The 24051-nt window shown below is 37.8% G+C and carries 17 protein-coding genes; 7 read left to right on the top strand and 10 right to left on the bottom strand.

What is annotated here, in order from left to right:
* Nucleotides 1-47: 47 nt before the first annotated feature.
* Together ABN256_RS09780 and fabA are read left to right on the top strand one after the other, a co-directional pair.
* Nucleotides 48-1790: an AAA family ATPase gene (locus ABN256_RS09780; protein WP_349439427.1), complete on the top strand. Its 1743-nt coding sequence runs from the start codon at nt 48-50 to the stop codon at nt 1788-1790.
* Nucleotides 1791-1873: 83 nt separating this feature from the next.
* Entirely contained in the window at nt 1874-2392 is a 519-nt protein-coding gene (fabA, locus tag ABN256_RS09775; protein WP_072069647.1) for a bifunctional 3-hydroxydecanoyl-ACP dehydratase/trans-2-decenoyl-ACP isomerase, read from the top strand.
* A 399-nt stretch (nt 2393-2791) separates the two neighbouring features.
* Here fabA and rmf read toward each other — a convergent pair whose 3' ends face one another.
* From rmf to rlmKL, 7 genes are all read right to left on the bottom strand, one after another.
* Complete coding sequence (gene rmf / locus ABN256_RS09770; protein WP_023581348.1) at nt 2792-2962, bottom strand: ribosome modulation factor; 171 nt, start codon at nt 2960-2962, stop codon at nt 2792-2794.
* A 466-nt stretch (nt 2963-3428) separates the two neighbouring features.
* Nucleotides 3429-3842, bottom strand: coding sequence for an ASCH domain-containing protein (locus ABN256_RS09765; RefSeq protein ID WP_340895863.1), 414 nt, complete (start codon nt 3840-3842; stop codon nt 3429-3431).
* An 89-nt stretch (nt 3843-3931) separates the two neighbouring features.
* Nucleotides 3932-4504 carry a membrane integrity-associated transporter subunit PqiC gene (pqiC, locus tag ABN256_RS09760; protein ID WP_340895860.1) on the bottom strand — a complete coding sequence of 191 codons (573 nt, stop codon included), beginning with the start codon at nt 4502-4504 and terminating at the stop codon, nt 3932-3934.
* A complete protein-coding gene (gene pqiB, locus ABN256_RS09755; protein ID WP_196553326.1) occupies nt 4504-6156 on the bottom strand; it encodes an intermembrane transport protein PqiB in 1653 nt (550 codons plus the stop codon). Before pqiB ends, pqiC begins: the two co-directional genes overlap by 1 nt.
* Complete coding sequence (gene pqiA, locus ABN256_RS09750; protein WP_349439426.1) at nt 6149-7438, bottom strand: membrane integrity-associated transporter subunit PqiA; 1290 nt, start codon at nt 7436-7438, stop codon at nt 6149-6151. Before pqiA ends, pqiB begins: the two co-directional genes overlap by 8 nt.
* Nucleotides 7439-7527: 89 nt before the next feature.
* A complete protein-coding gene (locus ABN256_RS09745) occupies nt 7528-9459 on the bottom strand; it encodes an ABC transporter ATP-binding protein (RefSeq protein ID WP_196553328.1) in 1932 nt (643 codons plus the stop codon).
* Between the two features lie 6 nt (nt 9460-9465).
* On the bottom strand, nt 9466-11580 hold the full coding sequence (gene rlmKL, locus ABN256_RS09740) for a bifunctional 23S rRNA (guanine(2069)-N(7))-methyltransferase RlmK/23S rRNA (guanine(2445)-N(2))-methyltransferase RlmL (protein ID WP_196553329.1): 2115 nt from the start codon (nt 11578-11580) through the stop codon (nt 9466-9468).
* A gap of 107 nt (nt 11581-11687) precedes the next feature.
* Between rlmKL and ABN256_RS09735 the strand changes: the two genes are divergently transcribed.
* Nucleotides 11688-12812, top strand: coding sequence for a YcbX family protein (locus tag ABN256_RS09735; protein ID WP_349439425.1), 1125 nt, complete (start codon nt 11688-11690; stop codon nt 12810-12812).
* A gap of 268 nt (nt 12813-13080) precedes the next feature.
* Here the strand turns inward: ABN256_RS09735 and ABN256_RS09730 are convergent, their stop codons facing one another.
* The 3 genes from ABN256_RS09730 to pepN all read right to left on the bottom strand — a co-directional run bounded on the left by ABN256_RS09730 (nt 13081) and on the right by pepN (nt 17681).
* On the bottom strand, nt 13081-13632 hold the full coding sequence (locus ABN256_RS09730; RefSeq protein WP_340895846.1) for a cell division protein ZapC: 552 nt from the start codon (nt 13630-13632) through the stop codon (nt 13081-13083).
* 218 nt (nt 13633-13850) lie between these two features.
* Nucleotides 13851-14861 carry a quinone-dependent dihydroorotate dehydrogenase gene (pyrD, locus tag ABN256_RS09725; protein WP_036912193.1) on the bottom strand — a complete coding sequence of 337 codons (1011 nt, stop codon included), beginning with the start codon at nt 14859-14861 and terminating at the stop codon, nt 13851-13853.
* Between the two features lie 204 nt (nt 14862-15065).
* Nucleotides 15066-17681, bottom strand: a complete 2616-nt coding sequence (pepN, locus tag ABN256_RS09720; protein WP_349439424.1) for an aminopeptidase N — start codon at nt 17679-17681, stop codon at nt 15066-15068.
* A gap of 341 nt (nt 17682-18022) precedes the next feature.
* Between pepN and pncB the strand changes: the two genes are divergently transcribed.
* From pncB to ABN256_RS09700, 4 genes are all read left to right on the top strand, one after another.
* A complete protein-coding gene (gene pncB, locus ABN256_RS09715) occupies nt 18023-19237 on the top strand; it encodes a nicotinate phosphoribosyltransferase (protein WP_115350973.1) in 1215 nt (404 codons plus the stop codon).
* Nucleotides 19238-19494: 257 nt separating this feature from the next.
* The gene (gene asnS / locus ABN256_RS09710; RefSeq protein ID WP_072069658.1) at nt 19495-20895 is read left to right on the top strand and encodes an asparagine--tRNA ligase; all 1401 of its coding nucleotides are present in this window, start codon (nt 19495-19497) and stop codon (nt 20893-20895) included.
* 340 nt (nt 20896-21235) lie between these two features.
* Nucleotides 21236-22348, top strand: coding sequence for a porin (locus ABN256_RS09705; RefSeq protein WP_269436239.1), 1113 nt, complete (start codon nt 21236-21238; stop codon nt 22346-22348).
* 412 nt (nt 22349-22760) lie between these two features.
* On the top strand, nt 22761-23951 hold the full coding sequence (locus tag ABN256_RS09700; RefSeq protein ID WP_340895838.1) for an amino acid aminotransferase: 1191 nt from the start codon (nt 22761-22763) through the stop codon (nt 23949-23951).
* The last annotated feature ends 100 nt before the right edge of the window (nt 23952-24051 follow it).

The raw sequence follows: 24051 nt of genomic DNA, 5'->3' as shown, positions 1-24051 counted from the left end.
GCATCTAATAAATCTCTTTTCACTAACCAATAATAAAAACGGTAACCTTGAAAAACAACGAATTAGAATGGCAGGCGTTACGTCCTGATTACGCCTCCTACCAGACTTTCTTTCAAACAGCATCACAATTACCTGCATCACTACTACGTGAGGTTCAGCCTCGACTGTATGAAAGCCTACAATGGCTAAATAATGCAGATTCAGGCCAGTTTATGCTGTTAAAAGCCGATGATTCTACCGCTTACTTTGATATGCTGACAGACACATTAACGCAATCAGAGATCAAAACCTATCCGGTTGTTGGTGCCTATCAAGCAGAATCAAATAAAATCTATTGGCAAGAAAATGTACAAGGTACATTTTCATCATCAGAATCTATTACTTGCTGCCAGTGGATAGAACCCGAACAACTCTTTGGCTCTTTCTATTGTCATAAAGATAATATCACTGTCAGCCCAGGTCTATTACATAAAGTGAATGGCGGAATTCTTGTTCTCTCCATTAAATCTTTATTAGCTCAACCATTAATGTGGTTTCGCCTAAAAAAAATGGTTGAAGAGCAACGCTTTGAATGGCTTGTTTGGAATGATAATCAATCATTGCCTTTACCCATTGAAAGTATGCCTCTCAATCTGCGAGTGATTTTAGTTGGCGATAGATTAAGCCTTGAAGAGCTCGAATTTATGGAGCCAGAATTAAGTAACGTGGCTTTATATGGCGAATATGAATACGATATGTATTTAGAAGACGAGGCCGCACTTTCTCAATGGTGTGGTTTTGTAAATGCATTGTGCCAAAAATACCGCCTCCCTTCTTTATCAGCAGATGCTTGGGAAGTGTTATTAACACAAGCGGCAAGGCAACATGAAGATCAATTGATATTGAGCTTAGATTTAGAATGGATCTTACGTCAACTCCGTTACGCAATGCGTTTTAATCATGATGCTTATCTAAACGCAGACGCACTAAAAAAAGCAGAAGAAAATCGCTTATGGCGACATAGTTATCTGTTAGAACGTAGTCGTGATGAAATTTTGCAAGATCAGGTAATGATACAAACAGAAGGTGGAGCCATTGGCCAAATCAATGGACTTTCTGTCTTAGATTATCCTGGTTATCCTGATTTAATTGGTGAACCTACTCGTATAACTTGTGTTGCCCATATTGGTGATGGCGAGTTTACTGATGTTGAACGTAAAGCTGAGCTTGGTGGTAATCTTCATGCTAAAGGAATGATGATCATGCAAGCTTACTTAAACTCAGAATTACGTTTAGACCAACCACAACCATTTAGCACTTCTATTGTTTTTGAGCAGTCTTATGGTGAGGTTGATGGTGATAGCGCTTCTCTCGCTGAACTGTGTGCATTAATTAGTACACTTGCACTGCAGCCGATAGATCAACAAATTGCGGTAACGGGTGCTGTTGATCAATTTGGTCAGGTTCAACCTATTGGTGGCGTAAACCAAAAAATCGAAGGTTTCTTTGATATTTGCCAGCAAAGAGGATTAACTGGATCACAAGGTGTAATTATTCCTCTCGCGAACATTCGTCATCTAGTACTAAATGAAAATGTTCAACAAGCAGTCAAAGAAGAGAAATTTCATATTTGGCCTGTAACACATGTTGCTGAAGCCATAACATTACTAACTCATCAGCCATATTATGAAGAGCAATGTGAGCCAGAACAATCTGATGCACACTTGTTAGCTGTGATCCATGACCGTATAACACTTGCAAATAATCAAGATAGACCTAAGTTACCTTGGTTCTTACGCCTATTCAGATAATTCTGTTTCAAGTGATCGGAGTTGTTCAGCGTACAAGTGTAAGCTATTCTGTTGTCTTACACTTGATAAAGGCTATATAGACAATGGTTGATAAACGCGAATCTTATTCTAAAGAAGACCTCATTGCTTCAGGCCGTGGTGAATTATTTGGCCAAGATGGCCCACCACTGCCGTCTGGTAATATGCTAATGATGGATCGCATCATTAAAATGACTGAAGATGGCGGCTCCCATAATAAAGGCTTTATCGAAGCAGAATTCGATATCAAGCCCGACTTATGGTTCTTTGATTGCCATTTCGTCAATGATCCTGTGATGCCGGGTTGCTTAGGCCTTGATGCCATGTGGCAACTTGTTGGCTTTTATCTTGGCTGGCTTGGCGGTGAAGGAAAAGGTCGTGCTCTTGGTGTAGGTGAAGTTAAATTCACTGGACAAATATTACCAACTGCAAAAAAAGTTACCTATAAAATTGATTTCAAACGTGTTATCAATCGTAGACTAATTATGGGTATCGCCGACGGTGAAGTGTATGTTGATGGTAAGCTGATTTATGAAGCAAAAGATTTAAAAGTTGGCTTATTTAAAGATACGACTGCATTCTAAGATCGGTAATTCCAAAAAATTATTATAGAAATACCGTGTAATATACAGTACACGGTATTTTTTTATCTGTACTAATAATGTATTTATTTTCTTTATAAAAAACAGATCATATTCATTTTAGTTTTTATCAATATATTTTTTCACCATTTATGGGTTTCGTTTACGTAAGAAAATAAGTACAGCTGAATATAAAAACAATGCCAGTATGATGTAAAAAGGCTCGCAAAATATGCAAGCCTTTTTATATTCAATTTATAACTACTGTTTGTTATTTATACTCAAATTGTCCTGTGTTCAATGTGAGCACAGAAATATATAAATAACCCTTATTCTGTTCGTCGGCAAAATTTAGTGATTATATTTAATATCACCATTGTTTATTTTACTACGACGGGTTATTTATTTTACCAGACTCGGGCGATCTTCCATGGCCTGTCGCCAACCTCCCAGCCAATGTGAACGCGCATCAATCGCGAAATAAGGACAAAGCTCTTTTGAACGGCCTTGCATACCAGCTTGATAACCTTTCGATAATGCTCTTGCTAAACGATCTCGTTTCTGTCTTTTCATGTCTAGACAACCCTCACGTTCTAAGTTTAAGCGGAAAGATAATGATTGTTTTTTCAACAACCACTATAAATTGATACGCTTTATTGAGCATTTAAGCAAGTAAAGAAGTTAATACAAATGTCATATTTGTGAAGCCGAGCTAAATTTAATTTTAATAACACTTGTTATCATTAACTTTATTTAATTAATATTTGTAGGGTTAAATTTAAGATTTAAAATGGAGACTGATTTAACCTATTGATATGAATAAATTTAAAAATATTTCAGATAATAAGATCTGTTTTTATCTTAGATAATCAACAAATTAAATAAACAAAAATAATCTTTATTTTTAAAGTAATGTCAATATAAGCTATTATTAGACGATATAACTTTTTGCTCTTTTTTTATTTATTTATAGAAAAGCCTATTAGAATTACCTTATTGTTATTAAGGAATTAGCCATCTTAGAAAGTAAAATAAGTTATTAATACCTCTTACATACTTCTATTAATTCAAACTCTTCAAATACCAACTCCATATCTTCTGAGAAATGGCCTTCTAGAGTAAAAAAAGTTTTATGTCCGTCTTGCCAATATGCCAAACTTAAATCCCCTTCCCCTTCTTTCTTAGCTTGTTCTTCTGTGACTTCATTAAAACGGATTAACTGCAAAGAACGTGTGCGAATAACGCAAACTGGCTCATTTTGACTATTTAAAATAATGCTAAAACCACCAATAACAGGAATAGTACTGTCACTAAAAAAACCGCTTAATGAACTACACGTTGCCGTTTTTTTTCCTTCTGCCACCAGTACTGCAAGTTCATCCACTAACTGAGCATTATCACCAAATGACCAGCTGATTGCAGAGGGATATTTCTTTTTAAGCATTTCTAACATATTGTTCCTTTTTTATAAACAAAACCCAATATTCAACTTAAATGCAATTTAAGAGAATATTGGGTTTAAATAAATGTATGCTAAGCCAGTTAATATTGAGTTTGAATTGTTGCCGCAATATCAGAAACAACCTGCTCCCAGCCTTGCCCTAATGTACGGACTAAAGCAGGATAACCATCTTCTGTTTGTGTCAACACAAGAGAGAATGGCTGACTAATCACTTTATTATTTTCAGTATAAATCCAATCACCAGAAATGATCACTTTCCCATCATAACGACCTTGAAAGTAATTAACTGTAACTGTTAATTTTGCCAAATTATCTTCAATCGGTTGGTTCGCAACAACAGTTCCTGGTAGTGCTTTTGTTAAACCTGAAATGAGGTTCTGTTGTAATTGCTGATCAAGTGGGTTTATCCATAAATGCTGATTTGCTACGGTATAGTTAATATCTGTTGTTTGATAAACAATACCAGCATTAACCAGCATATTGGACAAACGGATCGGCTGAACCCAAATTTGAGGCCTTTTCGCTGACTGTGTTGTCGTGACTTGAGTTGATACCCCTGTTTGGTAAATATCAGGTAACTGGTAATAGGTTTTCTCAGTTTGGCTTGAACATGCCGTTAGCATCAAAACAAATATTCCAATGATATATCTCATTATTTTTCAGCCCTCTTTGGTTCTGGATCTTTACCTTCCTTTGCCTCAAAAATTAATGCATTACTTTTATTGTTTAATGTTTTCAATAAAGGCTGCATTTCTCTTAAAACCTGATCAAGCTGCTGCATATTATCGATCATTTTTCCGTATGCCGGAGAGCCTGGTTGGAACCCTTGCATACTACGATTGATCTCTTTCAATGACTGTTGAATATCATTAGGAAGATTTCTAAATTCATCACTGCCAATCATGGCATTTAATGCTTTCAGTGTTTCTTTTGCCTCAGTTACTGCTTTTTGGCTTTCAGATAAAGTTGCTGTCATCTCTTTAAGCATCGGTTCAACCGGAAGATTGTTGATCTTATCAAGCGATGTCATCACTTTTTGCTGAATTTGCGCTAAACCTGAGCTAACAGTAGGAATTTGTTGAAAACCAGCGACCTCTTGAGGTCCTTCCCATTTTGTTTCGTCTGGATAGAAATCAAGGTCAATATACAGAGCACCCGTTAAAAGATTTCCTGATTTTAATGAAGCTCTTAGACCATTATTAGAAGCTGAAGAGATCTCTTTAACGAAATCAAAACTTTCACCAACATCATTGGCAAAACGTTCTGGTTCAACATGGATAAGCACTGGAATACGAAAATCTTTATCAAGCGATTGTTGCATTCCTTTCGTGTAATAAGGCACTTGCACAACAGTCCCCATTCGAATTCCTCGGAATTCAACCGGTGCTCCAGCTTGTAACCCTCTTACTGAATCAGAGAAAAACATGATGTAACTGCGATAATCTGTATATAAGGAGTTTTGAATACTCTTTTCATTATCGTAGAGTTTGAATTCTGTTTTAGGTGCGATTTGTTCACCAGGCAACCAACCAGCCGGCACATCAAAACTCACGCCACCACTAAAGAGTGTAGAAAGTGATGCCATTTCAACACGCACACCCGATGAAGACATATCAAAAGCAATTCCTGAATCTTTCCAGAAACGAACATTGGATGTCACCATTTTGTCGTAAGGCGCTTTAATGAAGAGTTGATAATGCATGTCTCGGCTATCAATATTAAATTCACTGGTTTCTACAGAGCCAACTTGATAACCTCTGAATAAAACAGGATCTCCCGCATTTAACTGCCCAGCTCTTTCACTCACCAAGTTTATGCGAATACCTTTTGCATCAGGTGAAGCAAGAGGAGGTGCATCAAGAAGATTAAATTCACCTTTCTCTTTACCAGTTAAACCTGGTTGTAATTCAATATAGGCACCAGAAAGCAAGGTACCTAATCCGGTCACCCCTTCTTTACCTATTTGGGGTCTTACAACCCAAAAAGCGGTATCTGACCGTAATAGCTCATTCATACCTGTATCTAGGCGCGCATTAATAATAACACGACTAAAATTGCTATCGAGTGTAACACTTTCGACTAAACCAATATCAACACTACGACTTTTGATTTTTGTTTTACCCGCTTCAATGCCCTCAGCATTATAAGTAATTAAGGTAACTTCTGGACCTTGATGGCTGAAATGATAATAAAGTATCCATGCACCAATCAATAAGGTGACAAGCGGTATGATCCAAACTGGAGACCAGCTTTTTAGTTTGTTAATTTTTGCTTCTGTTAAAGCAGTTTCATTCTGTTCAGTCACCCTTAGGCTCCTTAATCATCGGTTTATCATCATCGGCTGTACATTTATCCCACGTCAACCGAGGATCAAACATCATTGCAGAGAACATCGTTAATACGACAACTACTGCAAATAGCACTACACCAAAATCTGGATAGATGCTCATCAGACGTCCCATTCTGACTAATGAAGCTAAAACAGCGATAACAAAGACGTCAATCATTGACCAACGCCCTACATATTCAACAACTTCATAGAGAAAATGCATTCTAGCAGGATCTCTTTTACCATTGGATTTGTGTGCATCCCAACATAGCCAAGCTATTGCTATCATTTTCAAACTTGGCACCATAATACTGGCAATAAATATCACCATCGCAACAGGATAAGAGCCATCTTCCCATAACAAAATCACCCCAGCCATAATCGTAGAGTAAAGATTATTACCTAGCGATTCGGTCACCATAATAGGCAATAAATTTGCAGGGATATAAAGAATAAGTGATGTAATCAACAGTGAGACTGTCCATTGCAAGCTTTTCGGTCTTCTTGCATGTCCTTTAACTTCACAACGACTACATTCGTATTGATCTACTGGTAAGATTGCCGTACATGAGCGACATAATCTTACGCCTTGTTTTAATCCTGATTTACCTGATTTAATACTAGGATAATCAGGGCGTGGCTCTAGTTTTTCCCATAGTGTATGTCTATCAAGGCACTGAAAGGCGCGGATTTGAAATAAACAATATAAAACATAAGGTAAAAAGCTTAACCCTAAACCAATATCACCATAAGCCATTAATTTTACAAAACTAACTAAAATTCCCGCGAGAAAAATTTCAGCCATACACCATGATTTAAGTTGGAATAAAATACGAGATAACCAGATTTGTAATTTTCTAGGCAGTTTGATTGGGGTACACAGTAATAAAATTGCCACCATACAAAAAGCAGGCACAATTTGAACAAATAGTAAGAAAAAAGCCCCCAATTCAATGTAGTTTTCACTAAACATCACTCTTGGGATCTGCATCAATGTTACGTTATTAGCAATACCTGCAACTTCCATACTGACAAACGTAAACTGACTCGCCATCAGTAACATAAATAATGCACTGATTGCCAATGCTACAGGTTGATAAAAAGGCTGGCGCCAACGTGCCGTTAGCACTGTGTGACAACGAGGACATGTTGCTTTGGTTCCTTGCACTAATTCAGGAACACTGACCACCAGATCGCACTGAGGACATAATATTTGCTCATGCTTATGTTCATGACGATGTTGTTGACCAGAACACACAGTGACACCTCTTATTTTTTAATGATCAATAAAAGAATATTTAATCCAGAAAGTGAAACGGGGCAAATGCCCCGTTTTCGGCTGGCGATTTATTCACCGCTTTGCATCAGTTCTAACTCTTGCCATCGATCAAAAGCGGTTTCAAGCTCTTGTTCTTTATCCGCAAGTGTTTTCAAGACTTTTTCAGTTTCCTCATGGGGACGAGTAAAGAAGTCTGGGGCACTTACTTCTTCTTGTAAGGCACTTAACTGTGTTTCTAAATTTTCTAGTTTAGCGGGCAATTGTTCAAGTTCACGCGCTAAATGATAACTTAACTTATTGCCACTACGGGTGTTCTTTTTAGCGCTATCTTTAGTTTTAGCTTCTTTTTCAGCTTTTTCTGGTGCATTACGTGATTTATTTTGTTCACTTCTCAGTGAAACTGTTTGTGCTCTTTGTTGCTGAGCATCGTAATAACCACCTACATAACTATTAATAACGCCATCACCTTCAAAGATCCAACATTCCGTGACACTATTATCAACGAATTCACGGTCATGGCTAACCAGTAAAACAGTGCCTTGATACGCATCCACGAGTTCTTCTAATAACTCTAATGTTTCAACATCAAGATCATTGGTTGGTTCATCGAGAATAAGTAGATTGCTTGGTTTTAAAAACAAACGAGCCAGTAATAAACGATTTCTTTCACCACCTGAAAGTGCCCGAACCGGTGTCATTGCACGCTTAGGTGGAAATAAAAAGTCTTGTAAATAACCTAATACATGACGAGGGCGGCCATTGACCATTACTTCTTGCTTACCTTCAGCAAGGTTATCCATCACAGTTTTATCTGGATCAAGAGTGGCACGATGTTGATCGAAATAAGCCACTTCAAGTTTAGTACCACAATGCACTCGACCACTGTCAGCTTTTAAATCACCTAACATCAGTTTTAACAATGTAGTTTTACCGCAACCATTTGGTCCCACCAGCGCAATTTTATCGCCACGTTGTACTTTGGCAGAAAAATCGCGAACTAACTTGCGGGTTCCAATACTATAATTAACATCTTCTAACTCGAATACGATTTTACCAGAACGAGTTGCTTCTTCGACTTGCATACGCGCACTGCCTAACACATCACGGCGTTCACTACGTTCAACACGCAATGCTTTTAGAGCACGTACACGACCTTCGTTACGAGTACGTCGTGCTTTAATCCCTTGTCGTATCCACGCTTCTTCTTGCGCTAATTTGCGATCAAATTCTGCATTTTGTTGCTCTTCAACACGTAATGCTTCTTCTTTGCTCTCAAGATATTTATCGTAATTTCCCGGCCATGAAGAAAGTTTGCCTCGATCAAGATCGATAATACGGGTTGCCATATTTCGAATAAAGGAACGGTCATGGGAAATAAATACGATGCTTCCTTGGAAATCTTTTAAAAATTTCTCAAGCCAAAGGATCGTTTCAATATCAAGGTGGTTTGTTGGTTCATCTAAAAATAACACTCTTGGTGCGCTAACTAATGCACGCCCTAATGCCGCTTTTCTCAACCAACCACCTGATAAAGAAGAAAGCTCAGCTTCACCATCTAAACCAAGTTTCTCTAGCACTTCTGCAATTCGGCTATCAAGTAACCATAAGTTACGACTATCGAGCACTTCTTGCAGCTCTGCCATTTTATTGAGATTTTTATCAGAAGGATCTGTTTCAATCAATTTAGAAATATGATGATAATCCGTTAGATATTTAGCATCCTCTTCAACACCTTCAGCAACAAAATCAAAGATAGTGCCTTCAATATCTCTTGGAGGATCTTGCTGTAAGCGAGCAGTCACAAGATCTTGCTCATAAACAACTTGACCATCATCTAAAGGTTGTTCTTTTGATAACACTCTTAATAGTGTTGATTTTCCGGCACCATTACGACCAACTAAACAAACGCGTTCATTTTCTTCAATAAATAAATCGGTGCTATCTAATAGAGGAGCATCACTGAAAGATAAATAAGCCCCTGTCAAACTAATTAACGGCATTGTAAATTATTCCTCACCAGCATGAGTTAACAGCCAGCAATTGTGGATTTGGCGGTTACGCGCAAAGTCTTGCGATAATGTTTTCTGTGTTATCTCTTTTGCGGATAATCCTATTTTTGCTAACTCTTCATGTTCCATTTTGAACCCACGTTTGTTATTTGAGAACATGATCGTGCCACCTTTTCTCAACAAACGTTTTAGATGTTTCATCAATTCAATATGATCACGTTGAACATCAAAGGTATTTTCCATACGCTTTGAGTTAGAAAACGTAGGTGGATCGATAAAAATCACATCAAATTGTTCATTACTTTGCATTAACCATTGTAAACAGTCAGCCTGCATTAAACGATGTTGTCTACCTGATAGGCCATTTGCTTGGAAGTTTTTCTCCGCCCATTCAAGATAAGTGCGTGACATATCGACTGTCGTCGTACTTTTTGCACCACCAATCCCAGCATGTACAGATGCAGTACCGGTATAAGCAAAGAGGTTTAAGAAATCTTTTCCTTTGCTCATTTCACCCAGCATTTTTCGTGCAATACGGTGATCTAAAAACAGCCCTGTATCGAGGTAATCCGTAAGATTTACCCAAAATTTTGCACCAAATTCATTAACTAAAAAGAAATCACCCTTCTCTGCCATTTTTTCATACTGTAATTTACCTTTTTGGCGTTGACGGGTTTTTAAAATCAGTTGATCAGAACGTAATGCTAATACTTCCATCGTAGCGCTAATAACATCAAACAAACGTTGGCGAGCTTTATGTTCATTAATAGTTTTAGGTGGTGCATATTCTTGAATAACGACTTTTTCGCCATAACGGTCTACGGCAACATTATATTCAGGTAAATCAGCATCGTATAAGCGATAGCATTCAATTTGCTGTTGTTTTGCCCATTTCGCGAGTTTTTTCTCATTTTTACGCAAACGGTTTGCAAAATCTTCAGCAAGCCCAGTGTTAATTGTTGATGGGGTATCAGAAAGTAAATAGTTTTTCTGTACGCAATCAAGAGGGCCATTTTTTGCTTTGAACTCGCGTTCTGCACGTAATTGAATACAACTCAATAACTCAGGTGATGCACTAAATAATGATAATCGCCAACCTGGGAAGTGTGCCTTTATAGCTCTTCCTAATTGACTATGCAGTGCAATTAGTGCTGGCTCACTTTCTAAACGCTCACCATAAGGCGGGTTACTGATAATTGTTCCTTTTATTTCTGCTGACACAGGATTAGTCAGTTTTGCCGCATCACCATGAGCAAAAGTAATTAAATCAGCAACATCAGCTCTACGCGCATTAGCTCTTGCCATATCCAACACACGTTTATCAACATCAAAACCATAAAAACGAGCAGTGGTATTCTTTTTACCTTCACGAAAACGAGCAAAAGCCTCATGAGTGACTTCTTTCCATAATGCTTCATCATGGCCTAACCAATGACGAAAGCCCCAATGAACTCGATTTAATGCTGGAGCGCAGTCTGTCGCCATCATAGCAGCTTCAATTAATAATGTTCCTGAGCCACACATTGGATCAATTAATGGTGTATCGGTTTTCCAACCAGAACGCATAATGATCGCAGCCGCTAAATTTTCTTTTAAAGGTGCTTGCCCAGTTAAATCACGATAACCTCGTTGATGTAAGCCATCACCACTTAAGTCTAAAGAGAGTGATGCTTTTTCTTTATGAAGATGGATCGTTAAGCGGATATCAGGAGATTGTTTAGCTACATCAGGACGTTGCCCTATTTTGCGTTGAAATGAATCAACGATGGCATCTTTTGCTTTTAATGCACCATATTGGCTATTACGAATAATGTCATTAGTACCATTAAAATGGATAGCAAAGGTCTGATTAACAGTAAAAATCTCACTCCAATCAATTGCCTGCACACCAAGATATAAGTCTAGATCACTATACACATTGAATTCATTTAACGGCAGCATAATACGTGACGCTAAACGACTCCAAAGCAAAGACTGATACATGGTTTTATCATCTGCACGAAAATAAACACCGCCTTGGGTTATCTGGCAAGCCTGAGCACCAAGGTGTTCAAGTTCAGATTTTAATAGTTCTTCCAGACCTCGGCCTGTGCTGGCAAACAGAGAGCGCATAGTATTGTTACCACCTAAAATAAAATTGTTGGGCATTATAGCTAATTGTATTACGTTGTCATAAAGTTACTGGCTATAAAAAATAATAATGTCTTTTGGGAGCACCGATGATCAACGTTTCACGCCTTTATATACACCCAGTTAAATCAATGAAGGGAATTCGCCTTTCTCATGCATTTGCTCGTGAGAGCGGATTCACGTTTGATCGCGATTTTATGATAACTACCCCTGAAGGGACTTTTATCACGGCACGAAAATTTCCCGTTTTGCTGTGTTTTATTCCCACTGTCATGGCAAATGGTATTTATATTCAAGCACCTGATGGTGAGGGTATTGCTATCACTTATCAAGATTTTGAGACCACATTGCAACCGACAGAAGTTTGGGGCAACCATTTTACCGCGTATGTGGCTCCAGATGAAATAAATCAGTGGTTCAGTCGTTATTTAAATATGGATGTTCAACTTCGTTGGACTGGCGAAAAATCGACGCGCCGAGTGAAGAAAAATCCGGAAACCTCTGTTTCTTTCGCTGATGGTTACCCTTACTTATTAATTAATGAAGCCTCATTTCAATACTTACAACAACGTTGCCCCGCTTCAATTAATATTGAGCAATTTCGAGGTAATATCCTCATAACAGGTGCAAAGCCTTTTGAAGAAGATACTTGGCAGACTATTCGTGTTGGTTCTGTTGTGATGGATCTGATGAAACCTTGTAGCCGTTGCATTATGACTACAATTAGCATTGATAAAGGCGTTAAACATCCTAACACAGAACCACTTGCAACACTGCAAACATTCCGTAGTGATGAAACAGGTGATGTCGATTTTGGTCAAAATGTCATCATTCGCCAAACTGGCATTATTCGTGTGGGAGATACTGTTGAGGTATTAGCTTATAAAAAAGCAAAACCGTATCTTGTAACAGCTCCTATTGAAACACAATTAACACCTATTGTTGAAAACACACAAAAACAGACTGTCAGCATTGAATTTAATGGTGAAGTTTTTGAAGGCAATAATCAAGAAGTGCTATTAGAGCAACTTGAGAATAATGGCTATACCATTCCTTATAGTTGTCGAGCTGGTCTTTGTGGCTCTTGTCTAATTCAATTAGATGAAGGTGATGTTAACGCATTAAAAGCAGGAGCCATTAAACGTGCAGGTAAAATTTTAGCGTGCAGTTGCATACCTAAAAGTAATGTAAAACTTTCATTTAACAAAAAATAACACTTATCTTTATCACAAATTAAAAGAAGGTAATTTGTCCTTATCTTCTTTTTTATTTTAAATAAAACAGTTTATTTAATAAGAATTATCTTATTAAGACCTGAGTGATAAATTATCAATGAACTCACTTTATTTGTTTCTAGAAGTGTATTGTAAGAAAAGAATAATAGAGATTTGGTTTTAGGAAGTGTTGTTTAAGGTAAATTTTTTTTGGGATGTTAAATTAATGAGTAATAATAAAAAGAGTAAGTCCTTTTTACTCTTTTTGTTAAATAACTTTTTCGTACAAAAATGATCCTGACTCCGATTCTTTATGGTAATTGCTTAACCTGTCATTCATAATTTTTATTGGGTCACAAAAATTAAGTGTTCTATCGAATAACGTTAATTGAGGTTGCGCTAATAAGCATAAACAAGCTTGAGTACCTACTTCTGCCACTAAAAAAAGGGCTGTTTCATTACCATCTTTTAATGAAGCCCCTACCACTTGCGATAAATAAGGGTTGGCTGGATTATTGTTAACTTCAAAATACCAACTCTTAGGCATCAGCGGTTTTAAAAAGCGATGGGCTATTAATGCATTTAAAGCTAATTCAGCTCTTGATTCTGACGGCATATCAATCTGGCGGATCTGCTCATCGTATCCATAATAAAGAGCTGCGTCATCGACGGTAAAAGATGCTGATTGGCAAGCACTCTCACTTAGCATTTTGCTTGGAAAGCGAGAACGAAAAACCATGCCATTGGCTAAATCAAGCATTAATCTTTGTTGCTCAACATCAAAATACCAACGCCAGCGATCATCGGGTTTTATTATCACTAATTAATCCCCCTTCGATTCATTACCTGTTTTATACTCTGACAAATAATCAAAATTAAATGACATAAATAAAATATTTAATATCGCCTAACAAAAACAGGATTCATTTTACTATTAATTAAGCACAATCAGTGCAATTTAATAAAAAATAACCAACTAGGGGCAATATAAACGAGTTAAGGGCAGAAGAAAAGCCCTTAACTCATTATTAAATGTATTTATATGTGATTAATTATGGATTTGATAAGTGCAGGACCTTGATAAATGAATCCTGAATAGACTTGAATAAGAGAAGCACCGGCATCCATTTTTTCTCTGGCTGCTGTTAATGAATCAATTCCACCTACACCAATAATAGGTAATGCGCCTTTTAATTCTTCATTTAATTGGCGAATTATTTGTGTGCTTTTTGATTGTACAGGACGACCACTTAATCCCCCAGCTTCATTACAATGATCTAATCCACTGACTAATGACTTATCTAATGTGGTATTTGTCGCAATAACACCATCAATATGATGACGCACTAAGCTATCTGCAACTTGAATTAATTCTTCATGTGTTAAATCAGGTGCAATTTTGACGGCAACAGGAACATATTTTTGATATTTTCCTTGCAACTCTAATTGTTTATTTTTAATTGCAGATAACAAATCGTCTAATGCTTCGCCATATTGCAGTGTACGCAAGCCTGGAGTATTTGGGGATGAAATATTAATCGCGATATAACCAGCATGTGCATAAACTTTTTCCATACAAATCAGATAATCGTCTTTGCCTTGCTCTACAGGAGTATCTTTATTTTTACCAATATTAATACCTAGCACACCGCCATAACGAGATTGTTTTACATTTTCAATAAGATTATCAACACCGAGATTATTAAATCCCATACGGTTAATTAACCCTTCAGCTTCCACTAACCGAAACAAACGCGGTTTATCATTTCCCACTTGAGGGCGTGGTGTCACTGTGCCGACTTCAATAAAACCAAATCCCATAGCACCAAGGGCATCTATACAATCACCGTTCTTATCAAGACCAGCTGCAAGACCAAGTGGATTTTTAAATGAGAGTCCCATACAGGAAACAGGTTTTGAAGGAAGTGATTGCTGAATAAGAAATTGAAATGGGGAATGAGATAAACGTTTTAACTGACGGAAGGTAAAATCATGGGCACGTTCAGGATCTAGCCGAAACAATGCCTTCCTTACTAAGGAATAATACATACGATCTCCATTGAGAATATCGGGTATTAGGAATGATATGTCTACGACGATTTAAGCGTCGAGCATAATATAGATAAAAGCATGAAAAGTAAACGCTCTAATTTCACAATTTGCCATAAAAAATCCCCAGGCTATGCTGGGGATCTGATTATCATGCTAATTTTTCGCTACTTATTCACTTATAAAGTGATATTAAGCACGATATTAATCAGCTAACGCTTTGGTAATTTTCTCATAGAGATCACCAGATAAATTCTCAAGTGCTTTCAGTTTTAATAACTCTGCACGCATTTTTTCTTGGCGTGTTGCATCATAGCGTTTTAAACGAATAAAAGGTTCAATAAGGCGTGAAGCAACCTGTGGGTTACGGCTATTTAAGTCAGTCAGAATTTCTGTCAATAGTAAGTAACCTGAACCATCTTCAGCATGGAAAGCGACTGGGTTATTATTTACAAATGCGCCAATTAATGCACGAGTACGGTTAGGGTTTGCTAGTGTAAATGAGCGATGAGATAACAAACTACGTACTTTTTGTAACACATCTTTTGCTGGGCTCATGGCTTGCAAGCTAAACCATTTGTCCATCACTAATCCATCTTGATACCATTTATCATCGAACTCTTGTAATAGCTCATCTTTACAAGGTAACTGCGCCATTACAGCAGCATGAAGCGCCGCAAGAGCATCAGTCATGTTATCGCTGTTGTGATATTGTGCATCAACAAGTTTGTTACCTGTTTGCTCATTTTCAACCGCTAAATAACCTAAGCAAACATTACGTAAATCACGTTTTGCAATATCTTCATGATTAACACGATAAGCGTCAATATGCATAGAATGGTAAACAGCAGAGAATTCATCTGCCATTTCAGTTGCTAGTGTTTTACGAATAAAACCAAGTACCTCATGAATAGCTATTGGATCGATAATGCTAAATGACTCACCCGCTTCAACATCTGTTGGTAATGTCAGAATAAGTGCTGCTAATGCAGGATCGATATCTTTATCCAGCAATACTGCGCGGAAAGCATCAATTACCATTTCAGGAAGAATGCAGTTTTCACCCTTTTGCACTCGAGTAACATTTTCTTTTATATAGCGCCCCAACAATGATTGTGCCGCATCCCAACGTGAAAATGCATTACGAGCATATTTCATTAAAAAGGACAATTGTTCATCCGTAAATGGATAATCAAGTTTTACAGGTGCAGAGAACTCACGTAATAAAGAGGGAATTGGCTGTTCTGGAACGTCATCAAATACAAATTGTTGTTCTTCACGGACGACATTTAATACATTAGAAATCGCCTGACCTTGTGAACGCAGAGGGATCACATTGCCTTTATGATCATACAATTCAATATCTAATGGAATATGTAGTACTTGTTTTTCTGCTTGATCAGCTGTTGGTGGTGTCATTTGACCAACAGTTAAGGTGTATTGTTTTTTATTCACATCATAGCTGTCACGCACTGTCAGTTGTGGTGTACCTGATTGGCTATACCAACGACGGAATAAAGTAAGATCAACATTAGAAGCATCTTCCATCGCTTGAATAAAATCGTCACAGGTTGCAGCACTACCATCGTGACGATGAATATACATTTGAATGCCCGCTTGGAATTGCTCTTCACCTAATAATGTATGGATCATTCTGATCACTTCTGAACCTTTTTCATATACTGTTAAAGTATAGAAGTTGTTCATCTCGATCACACTATCAGGACGAATTGGATGCGCCATTGGGCTTGCATCTTCTGCGAACTGAGCAGTACGCATTACTCGTACATTGTTGATACGATTAACGGAACGAGAGCCTAAATCTGAACTGAATTCTTGGTCACGGAAAACCGTTAAGCCTTCTTTTAGGCTTAGTTGGAACCAATCACGACAAGTAATGCGGTTACCTGTCCAGTTATGGAAATATTCATGACCAATAACAGACTCAATGCCTAAGTAATCTTTGTCAGTTGCCGTTTCACTTTTCGCTAGTACATATTTAGAGTTAAAGACATTCAGCCCTTTATTCTCCATTGCACCCATATTAAAGAAATCAACAGCAACTATCATATAGATATCAAGATCGTATTCTAAATTAAAGCGAGATTGATCCCATGCCATCGCATTTTTTAATGATGTCATTGCCCAATCTGCACGATCTAAATTACCTTTATCAACAAAAAGCTCTAAAGCAACTTCACGACCGCTTTTGGTGATAAAAGTATCTCGTAGTACATCAAAATCACCTGCAACAACCGCAAATAAGTAACTTGGTTTTGGATGTGGATCTTCCCATGTTACCCAATGACGTCCATCTTCAAGTTCACCTTGTGCGATGCGGTTACCATTAGATAATAAATAAGGATACTGTTTTTTATCTGCGGTGATTGTCGTGGTGTAACGAGCTAGCACATCAGGTCTATCTAAATAATAAGTAATATGGCGAAAACCTTCAGCTTCGCATTGTGTACACAATGCATCACCTGACACATACAGTCCTTCTAATGCTGTATTGGCTGATGGATTAATTTCATTGATAATTTTTAATGTAAATTGCTCTGGTAATTGTTCAATGATGAGTTTGCCGTTTTCTTCTTTATAGTGTGTCCAAGCAACATCATTAACTGAAATTGATTTTAATGTTAAATCTTCACCATCTAATACTAATACCGTCACATTTGAGTTTAGACGTTTACATTGACTGATTGCTGTAACCTGAGTGCTTTCTTTATCTAAGATAAAATCAAGATGTAAATCGGTGATTGTGTAGTCAGGGGCACGATAATCTTTGCGAAATTTCGCGATTCTTTGTTGTGTCATAGAAAAAAACCTTTTAGTTAACACGACTATTTAACGGTTATATTGCCAAAGCTTACTCGTCAAAAATCTGTTTAGCCAGTCGAATATTCAATTGAAAACATTAAAAGTCAACAGAATGTTAATAGTTTATTAATACATGTAATCAATTTATTTGGTAAATGATGCTAATATACTCCCAAATTATGTTTAACGTGGTAAACTCATCTAAGTTTTACAGCTTGTTTTTATGTTGCAGAGAAATATTGTTGAATAGTGACGCTTTGTCGCCATATTCGGGTATACTCTCCAACCTTAACGATTTAGCAGACATAAAAACGCTCCGTGAGGATGCTTGACGCGCTATGATTTTAGACGCTACACCGATTATTACATCACTGTTGGATACCGATGCATACAAGCTCCACATGCAGCAAGCGGTTTACCATCATTATAGTGATATTCCTGTCGTTGCTGAGTTCCGTTGTCGGAGTGATGAACGTCTAGGTGAATATGCAACAACCTTACGCCATCAAGTTAATATGATGGCAGACTTGTCATTAACGAATGAAGAATTTGACTATCTTCAGAGTCTCCCTTTTTTCAAAAATGACTATCTGCAATGGTTTAAGCATTTCCGTTTTAAACCAGAACAAGTCCATATTTCAACCACACCTGAAAACCAACTTGCCATTAAAATCACAGGCCCTTGGCGTGAAGTTATTTTATGGGAAGTACCTTTGTTGGCTTTAGTGAGTGAAATTGTACATCGTGCTCGTTCACCTCAAATCACACCAGATGACGCAGTTAATCAATTACGTAAATTAATTGATATTTTCTACCGTGATGCCGCTGAGCAGCAGATTGACTTAGCTGATTTTAAATTGATGGATTTTGGTACTCGTCGCCGTTTTTCTTATGATGTGCAGTGCGCCATTGTGGATGAGCTGAAAAATCATTTCCCTTATCTTATTGGTACAAGTAACTATCATTTAGCAGAACGCATGCAATTAGCCCCTGTGGGTACACAAGCTCATGAGTGGTTTCAGGCACATCAGCAAATTAGCCCAGAGCTGGCCAATAGTCAGCGCGCAGCTTTACAATCTTGGTTAGATGAATACCCCGATCAATTAGGTATTGCATTAACAGACTGTATTACGATGGATGCTTTTTTGCGTGATTTTGATAAGGCCTTCGCAGAGAGTTATCAAGGTTTACGCCACGACTCTGGTGATCCTATTGAATGGGGTGAAAAAGCGATTGCGCATTATGAGAAACTGGGCATCGACCCAATGAGTAAAGTATTAGTCTTTTCTGATAGCCTCGATTTTCAAAAGGCATTAGTACTTTATAAACATTTCCATAAACGTATTCGTTTAATCTTTGGTATTGGTACTCGGCTCACCTGTAACATTCCAGAAATAACACCACTTAATATTGTCATTAAGCTGGTGGAGTGTAATGGTAAGCCAGTTGCTAAATTATCAGATAGTCCAGGTAAAACGATTTGCGAAGACGATGATTTTGTTGACAAGCTACGCAAAGCCTTTGATGTTCCACTTGTCAAACAAGCCTGTTAATTAGCTAAAAATCTTCATTAATGAAAGAAAGGGTAATAATTACCCTTTCTTTTGTCATAACTCCTACTTTTATCAATATTTCTCCTATTTTTGCCAATTTATTTTATACAAAAGCTTTTCTCTTCTTTATTGACTCTTTAAACTAAAATTTCCTACTTGTTTCCTGCGCTATTGCAAGTAACATAGAAAAACTGTCCGACAGGGGCAGAGTGAATTAACCAAACAATTATTTTAATTAAACGAAGAGAGATTTATTTATGATCGTTGCGCCTGTAGTCGACGTACTGCAAGGCCGTATCGCGGTTGGCGAAGACGTCACCGTTCGCGGTTGGGTACGTACAAGAAGAGATTCAAAAGCTGGTATCTCATTTCTTACCGTCTATGACGGTTCCTGCTTTAATCCAGTACAGGCCATCATTAATAATAATTTACCGAATTATCAAGATGAAGTGCTGCACTTAACCACAGGTTGTTCTGTGGAAGTCACCGGTAAAATTGTTGAATCTCCGGGCCAGGGACAGAACTTTGAAATTCACGCCACCAATGTTGTTGTGGTAGGAATGGTCGATGATCCGGAAACTTATCCGATGGCCGCCAAACGTCATAGTATTGAGTACCTGCGTGAAGTTGCTCACCTTCGTCCTCGTACTAACTTAATTGGTGCAGTTGCTCGTGTTCGCCACACATTAGCACAAGCACTACATCGTTTCTTCGATGAACAAGGCTTCTTCTGGGTTTCTACGCCACTAATTACAGCGGCTGATACAGAAGGTGCTGGTGAAATGTTCCGTGTCTCTACACTTGATATGAACAATCTGCCACGTACAGATAAAGGCGAAGTTGATTTCAGTGAAGACTTTTTTGGCCGTGAAGCGTTTTTAACCGTATCAGGTCAATTAAATGGTGAGACTTATGCCTCTGCATTAAGCAAAGTGTATACTTTCGGCCCAACATTCCGTGCTGAAAACTCAAATACCAGTCGTCACCTTGCTGAATTCTGGATGGTTGAGCCTGAAGTGGCATTTGCTGATCTTAACGATATCGCAGCACTTGCTGAAAAAATGCTGAAATACACCTTTGCAGCCGTATTAGCAGAGCGTAAAGATGATATGGAATTCTTTGCACAACGTGTCGATAAAGACGCTATCACACGCTTAGAGAATTTTATCACCTCTGATTTTGCTCAAATTGATTATACCGATGCAGTTACTGTGCTTGAAAACTGTGGTGAGAAATTTGAAAACCCAGTTTATTGGGGTGTTGACCTCTCTTCTGAGCATGAGCGTTATCTTGCAGAGAAACACTTTAAAGCACCCGTGGTTGTGAAAAACTACCCGAAAGATATCAAAGCATTCTATATGCGTATGAACGAAGACGGTAAAACAGTTGCAGCAATGGATGTATTAGCACCAGGAATTGGTGAGATCATTGGTGGTTCTCAGCGTGAAGAGCGTTTAGATATGTTTGATAAACGTTTAGAAGAAATGGGGATGAATAAAGAAGACTACTGGTGGTATCGCGACCTACGTCGCTATGGCACAGTACCTCATTCAGGTTTCGGTTTAGGTTTTGAACGTTTAGTTGCTTATGTGACCGGTGTCGCAAACGTTCGTGAAGTTATTCCGTTCCCACGCACACCAAGAAATGCAGATTTTTAATTTAGTGATTAATTAGTATTCAGTTAAAATTTTGCAGTGCTGTTTTATTGTGCAGATTTAGCTTAAGTAAAGAAGCCAACCGCAAGGTTGGCTTTTTTTATGCATGGCTGTTATTTGATTCAAAAGTTCCCCGAAATACATACTTTGAAATACATAGTTACAATTTGTTACACTTTTTTCGTTTTTGTAGCAAATTGGGGGTAGATAAAATTTTTTACCAATGGAACACTGTCACCCGACACAGACGACACTTAACTCTCATAAATAGTTCCATAAAAATTAAGAAACTATTTCTGGCAGTGGCAAAGGTGTCTGAATAACACCAATGAGGGTAATAATAATGATGAAGCGCAATCTTCTTGCAGTGGTAATCCCAGCTTTAATGTTTGCTGGTGCAGCAAACGCAGCTGAAATGTATAACAAAGACGGCAACAAAGTAGACATCTACGGTAAAGTTGACGTTCGTCATTACTTCGCAGATTCTGATTCTAAGAGTGATCACGAAAGCGGTGACGCTTCACGTGCACGTATCGGTTTCAAAGGCGAAACTCAAATCAATAAAGATTTAGTTGGTTTCGGTCGTTTTGAGTATGAAATCAAAACTAACACTACTGAAAGCGAAAACTCATCTAAAACTCGTTTTGCTTACGCTGGTTTTAAATTTGCTGACTACGGTTCATTAGACTATGGTCGTAACTACGGTGTAATTTACGACACCAACGCATGGACAGACGTTCTGCCTTTATGGGGCGGTGACTCAATGTCTCAGTCTGACGTTTACATGACTGGCCGTACTACTGGTGTTTTAACTTATCGTAACACTGATATGTTCGGTTACGTTGATGGCCTGAACTTTGCTCTGCAATATCAAGGCAAAAACAACGAAAACACTAACAACAGCAGCAAACGTGTTGACACAGCTAAAGCTAATGGCGACGGTTTCGGTTTCTCTACAGCTTATAACTTAGGCTGGGGCGTAACACTGGGTGGTGGTTACTCTAACTCTGCTCGTACTAACTGGCAGGAACACCACAGTTCTGCTACTGGTAAAAATGCAGAAGCATGGAACTTCGGTGGTAAATTCGCAGCTAACAACGTTTACTTAGCAGCTATGTACGGTGAAAGCCGTAACATGAACTACTACGGTTCAGATGCTCTGATCGCTAACAAAACTCAAAACATCGAGTTAACTGCACAGTATGACTTCGTTGACTTAGGTCTGAAACCATCTTTAGGTTATGTTCAATCTAAAGGTAAAGACTTAGGTACTGCTCAAGGCAACGATCAAGATTTAGTTAAATATATCTCTGTAGGTTCTTTCTACAAATTTAACAAAAACATGACTGCAGTTGTTGATTATAAAATCAACCTGTTAGATGAAAATGACTTCACTAAAACTTACGGCGTTGCAACTGATAACGTAGTTGGTTTAGGTCTGACTTATCAGTTCTAATTACCCTTATAGGTAATTAAACAGTCAAGTTAATTGATTTGAAAAGCAACACTTCGGTGTTGCTTTTTTATTTGTACAATTTAACCATCACTCTCTCCTCCCTACTTGCTTATTTTTTACCTAAACCAATCACACCCAACTAGCTTATTGAATACAATAAATCCCCTTACTTCTCTTTTTTAAAATCATAAAAGTTTATCATACTAAACAATTATGACTTTTCAGTGATTATTTTTACATGTTAATGTAATCACAGGATATTCACTTATTTACATCTTGATTTGCTATTTATTCTCACTTAGTTCACAACTTCTTGTTAATTTCTCTACAAACAGTTGGCAAAAAGTCCTCATAGCGTTACTCTTGATACTCATATTTCGGCTTCGTTTTGAGCTTAGGGAACAATTACACTATGTTTGAGAAAATCATTGCTGCACCAGCCGATCCTATTCTGGGTTTAGCTGATAGTTTCCGTTCTGATCCTCGTGAAAACAAAATTAATTTAGGGATTGGTGTTTACAAGGATGAAACAGGCAAAACTCCTGTTTTAACCACTGTTAAAAAAGCAGAAAAATACCTGTTAGAAAACGAAACCACTAAAAATTACCTTCCTATTAGCGGTATTCCTGAATTTGGTAATGTGACCCAAGCACTCTTGTTTGGTGAACAACACCCTATCATCACTGAAAAACGCGCACGCACAGCACAAGCCCCTGGTGGTACAGGAGCTTTACGTATTGCTGCAGATTTTATTGCTCAACAAACCACTGCAAAACGCGTCTGGATAAGTAATCCAACTTGGCCTAACCATAATAATATTTTCCAAACTGCAGGTCTTGAGATCTGTAATTATGATTATTATGATGCAGAAAATCGCGGGTTAGATTTTGACGGTATGTTAGCAAGTCTTGCAAATGCTCAAGCTGGTGACGTTGTCTTATTCCATGGTTGCTGCCATAACCCAAGTGGTATTGATCCAACAGAAGAACAATGGCGCCAACTAGCGACACTATCCGCAGAAAAAGGCTGGTTACCTATTTTTGACTTTGCATACCAAGGTTTTGCTCGTGGTCTTGAAGAAGATGCACAAGGCTTACGCCTCTTTGCAGAAAAAAATCCTGAGCTTATTGTTGCAAGTTCATATTCTAAAAACTTCGGCCTTTACAATGAACGTGTAGGTGCATGCACCATTGTCACCAAAGACAGCGATACTGCTGAAAAAGCCTTTAGCCAAGCAAAAGCAATTATTCGTGCCAACTACTCAAATCCACCAGCACACGGTGCTTCAGTAGTAACAACCATTCTTTCTAACCCTGAGTTAAAAGAAGAATGGATTGAAGAGCTAACAACTATGCGCGAACGTATTCAGCGTATGCGTCAGCTGTTAGTGACGACACTGCAAGAAAAAGGTGCTAAGCAAGACTTTAGCTTTATTATTGACCAAAATGGGATGTTCTCATTTAGTGGTTTAAATAAAGAACAAGTTGAGCGTTTACGCGCTGAATACGGTATTTATATTGTAGGATCAGGCCGTATTAACGTAGCTGGTTTAACCCTTGAAAATATGGTTCCACTATGTGAAGCCATTGTTGCTGTGCTTTAATTGACTTCTAAAGTGTAATTAAGATAAATGCCACGTTATTTAATAATGTGGCATTTATATTTAGAATCAAAGAAATATAAATCTCATTTTTTACTGATAA

The sequence above is a fragment of the Proteus sp. fly-1008 genome, from assembly GCF_040140305.1.
GTDB lineage: Bacteria > Pseudomonadota > Gammaproteobacteria > Enterobacterales > Enterobacteriaceae > Proteus > Proteus vulgaris_B.
Note: the sequence above shows the minus strand (reverse complement) of the source record. Positions and strands in the feature narration are given on the sequence as shown.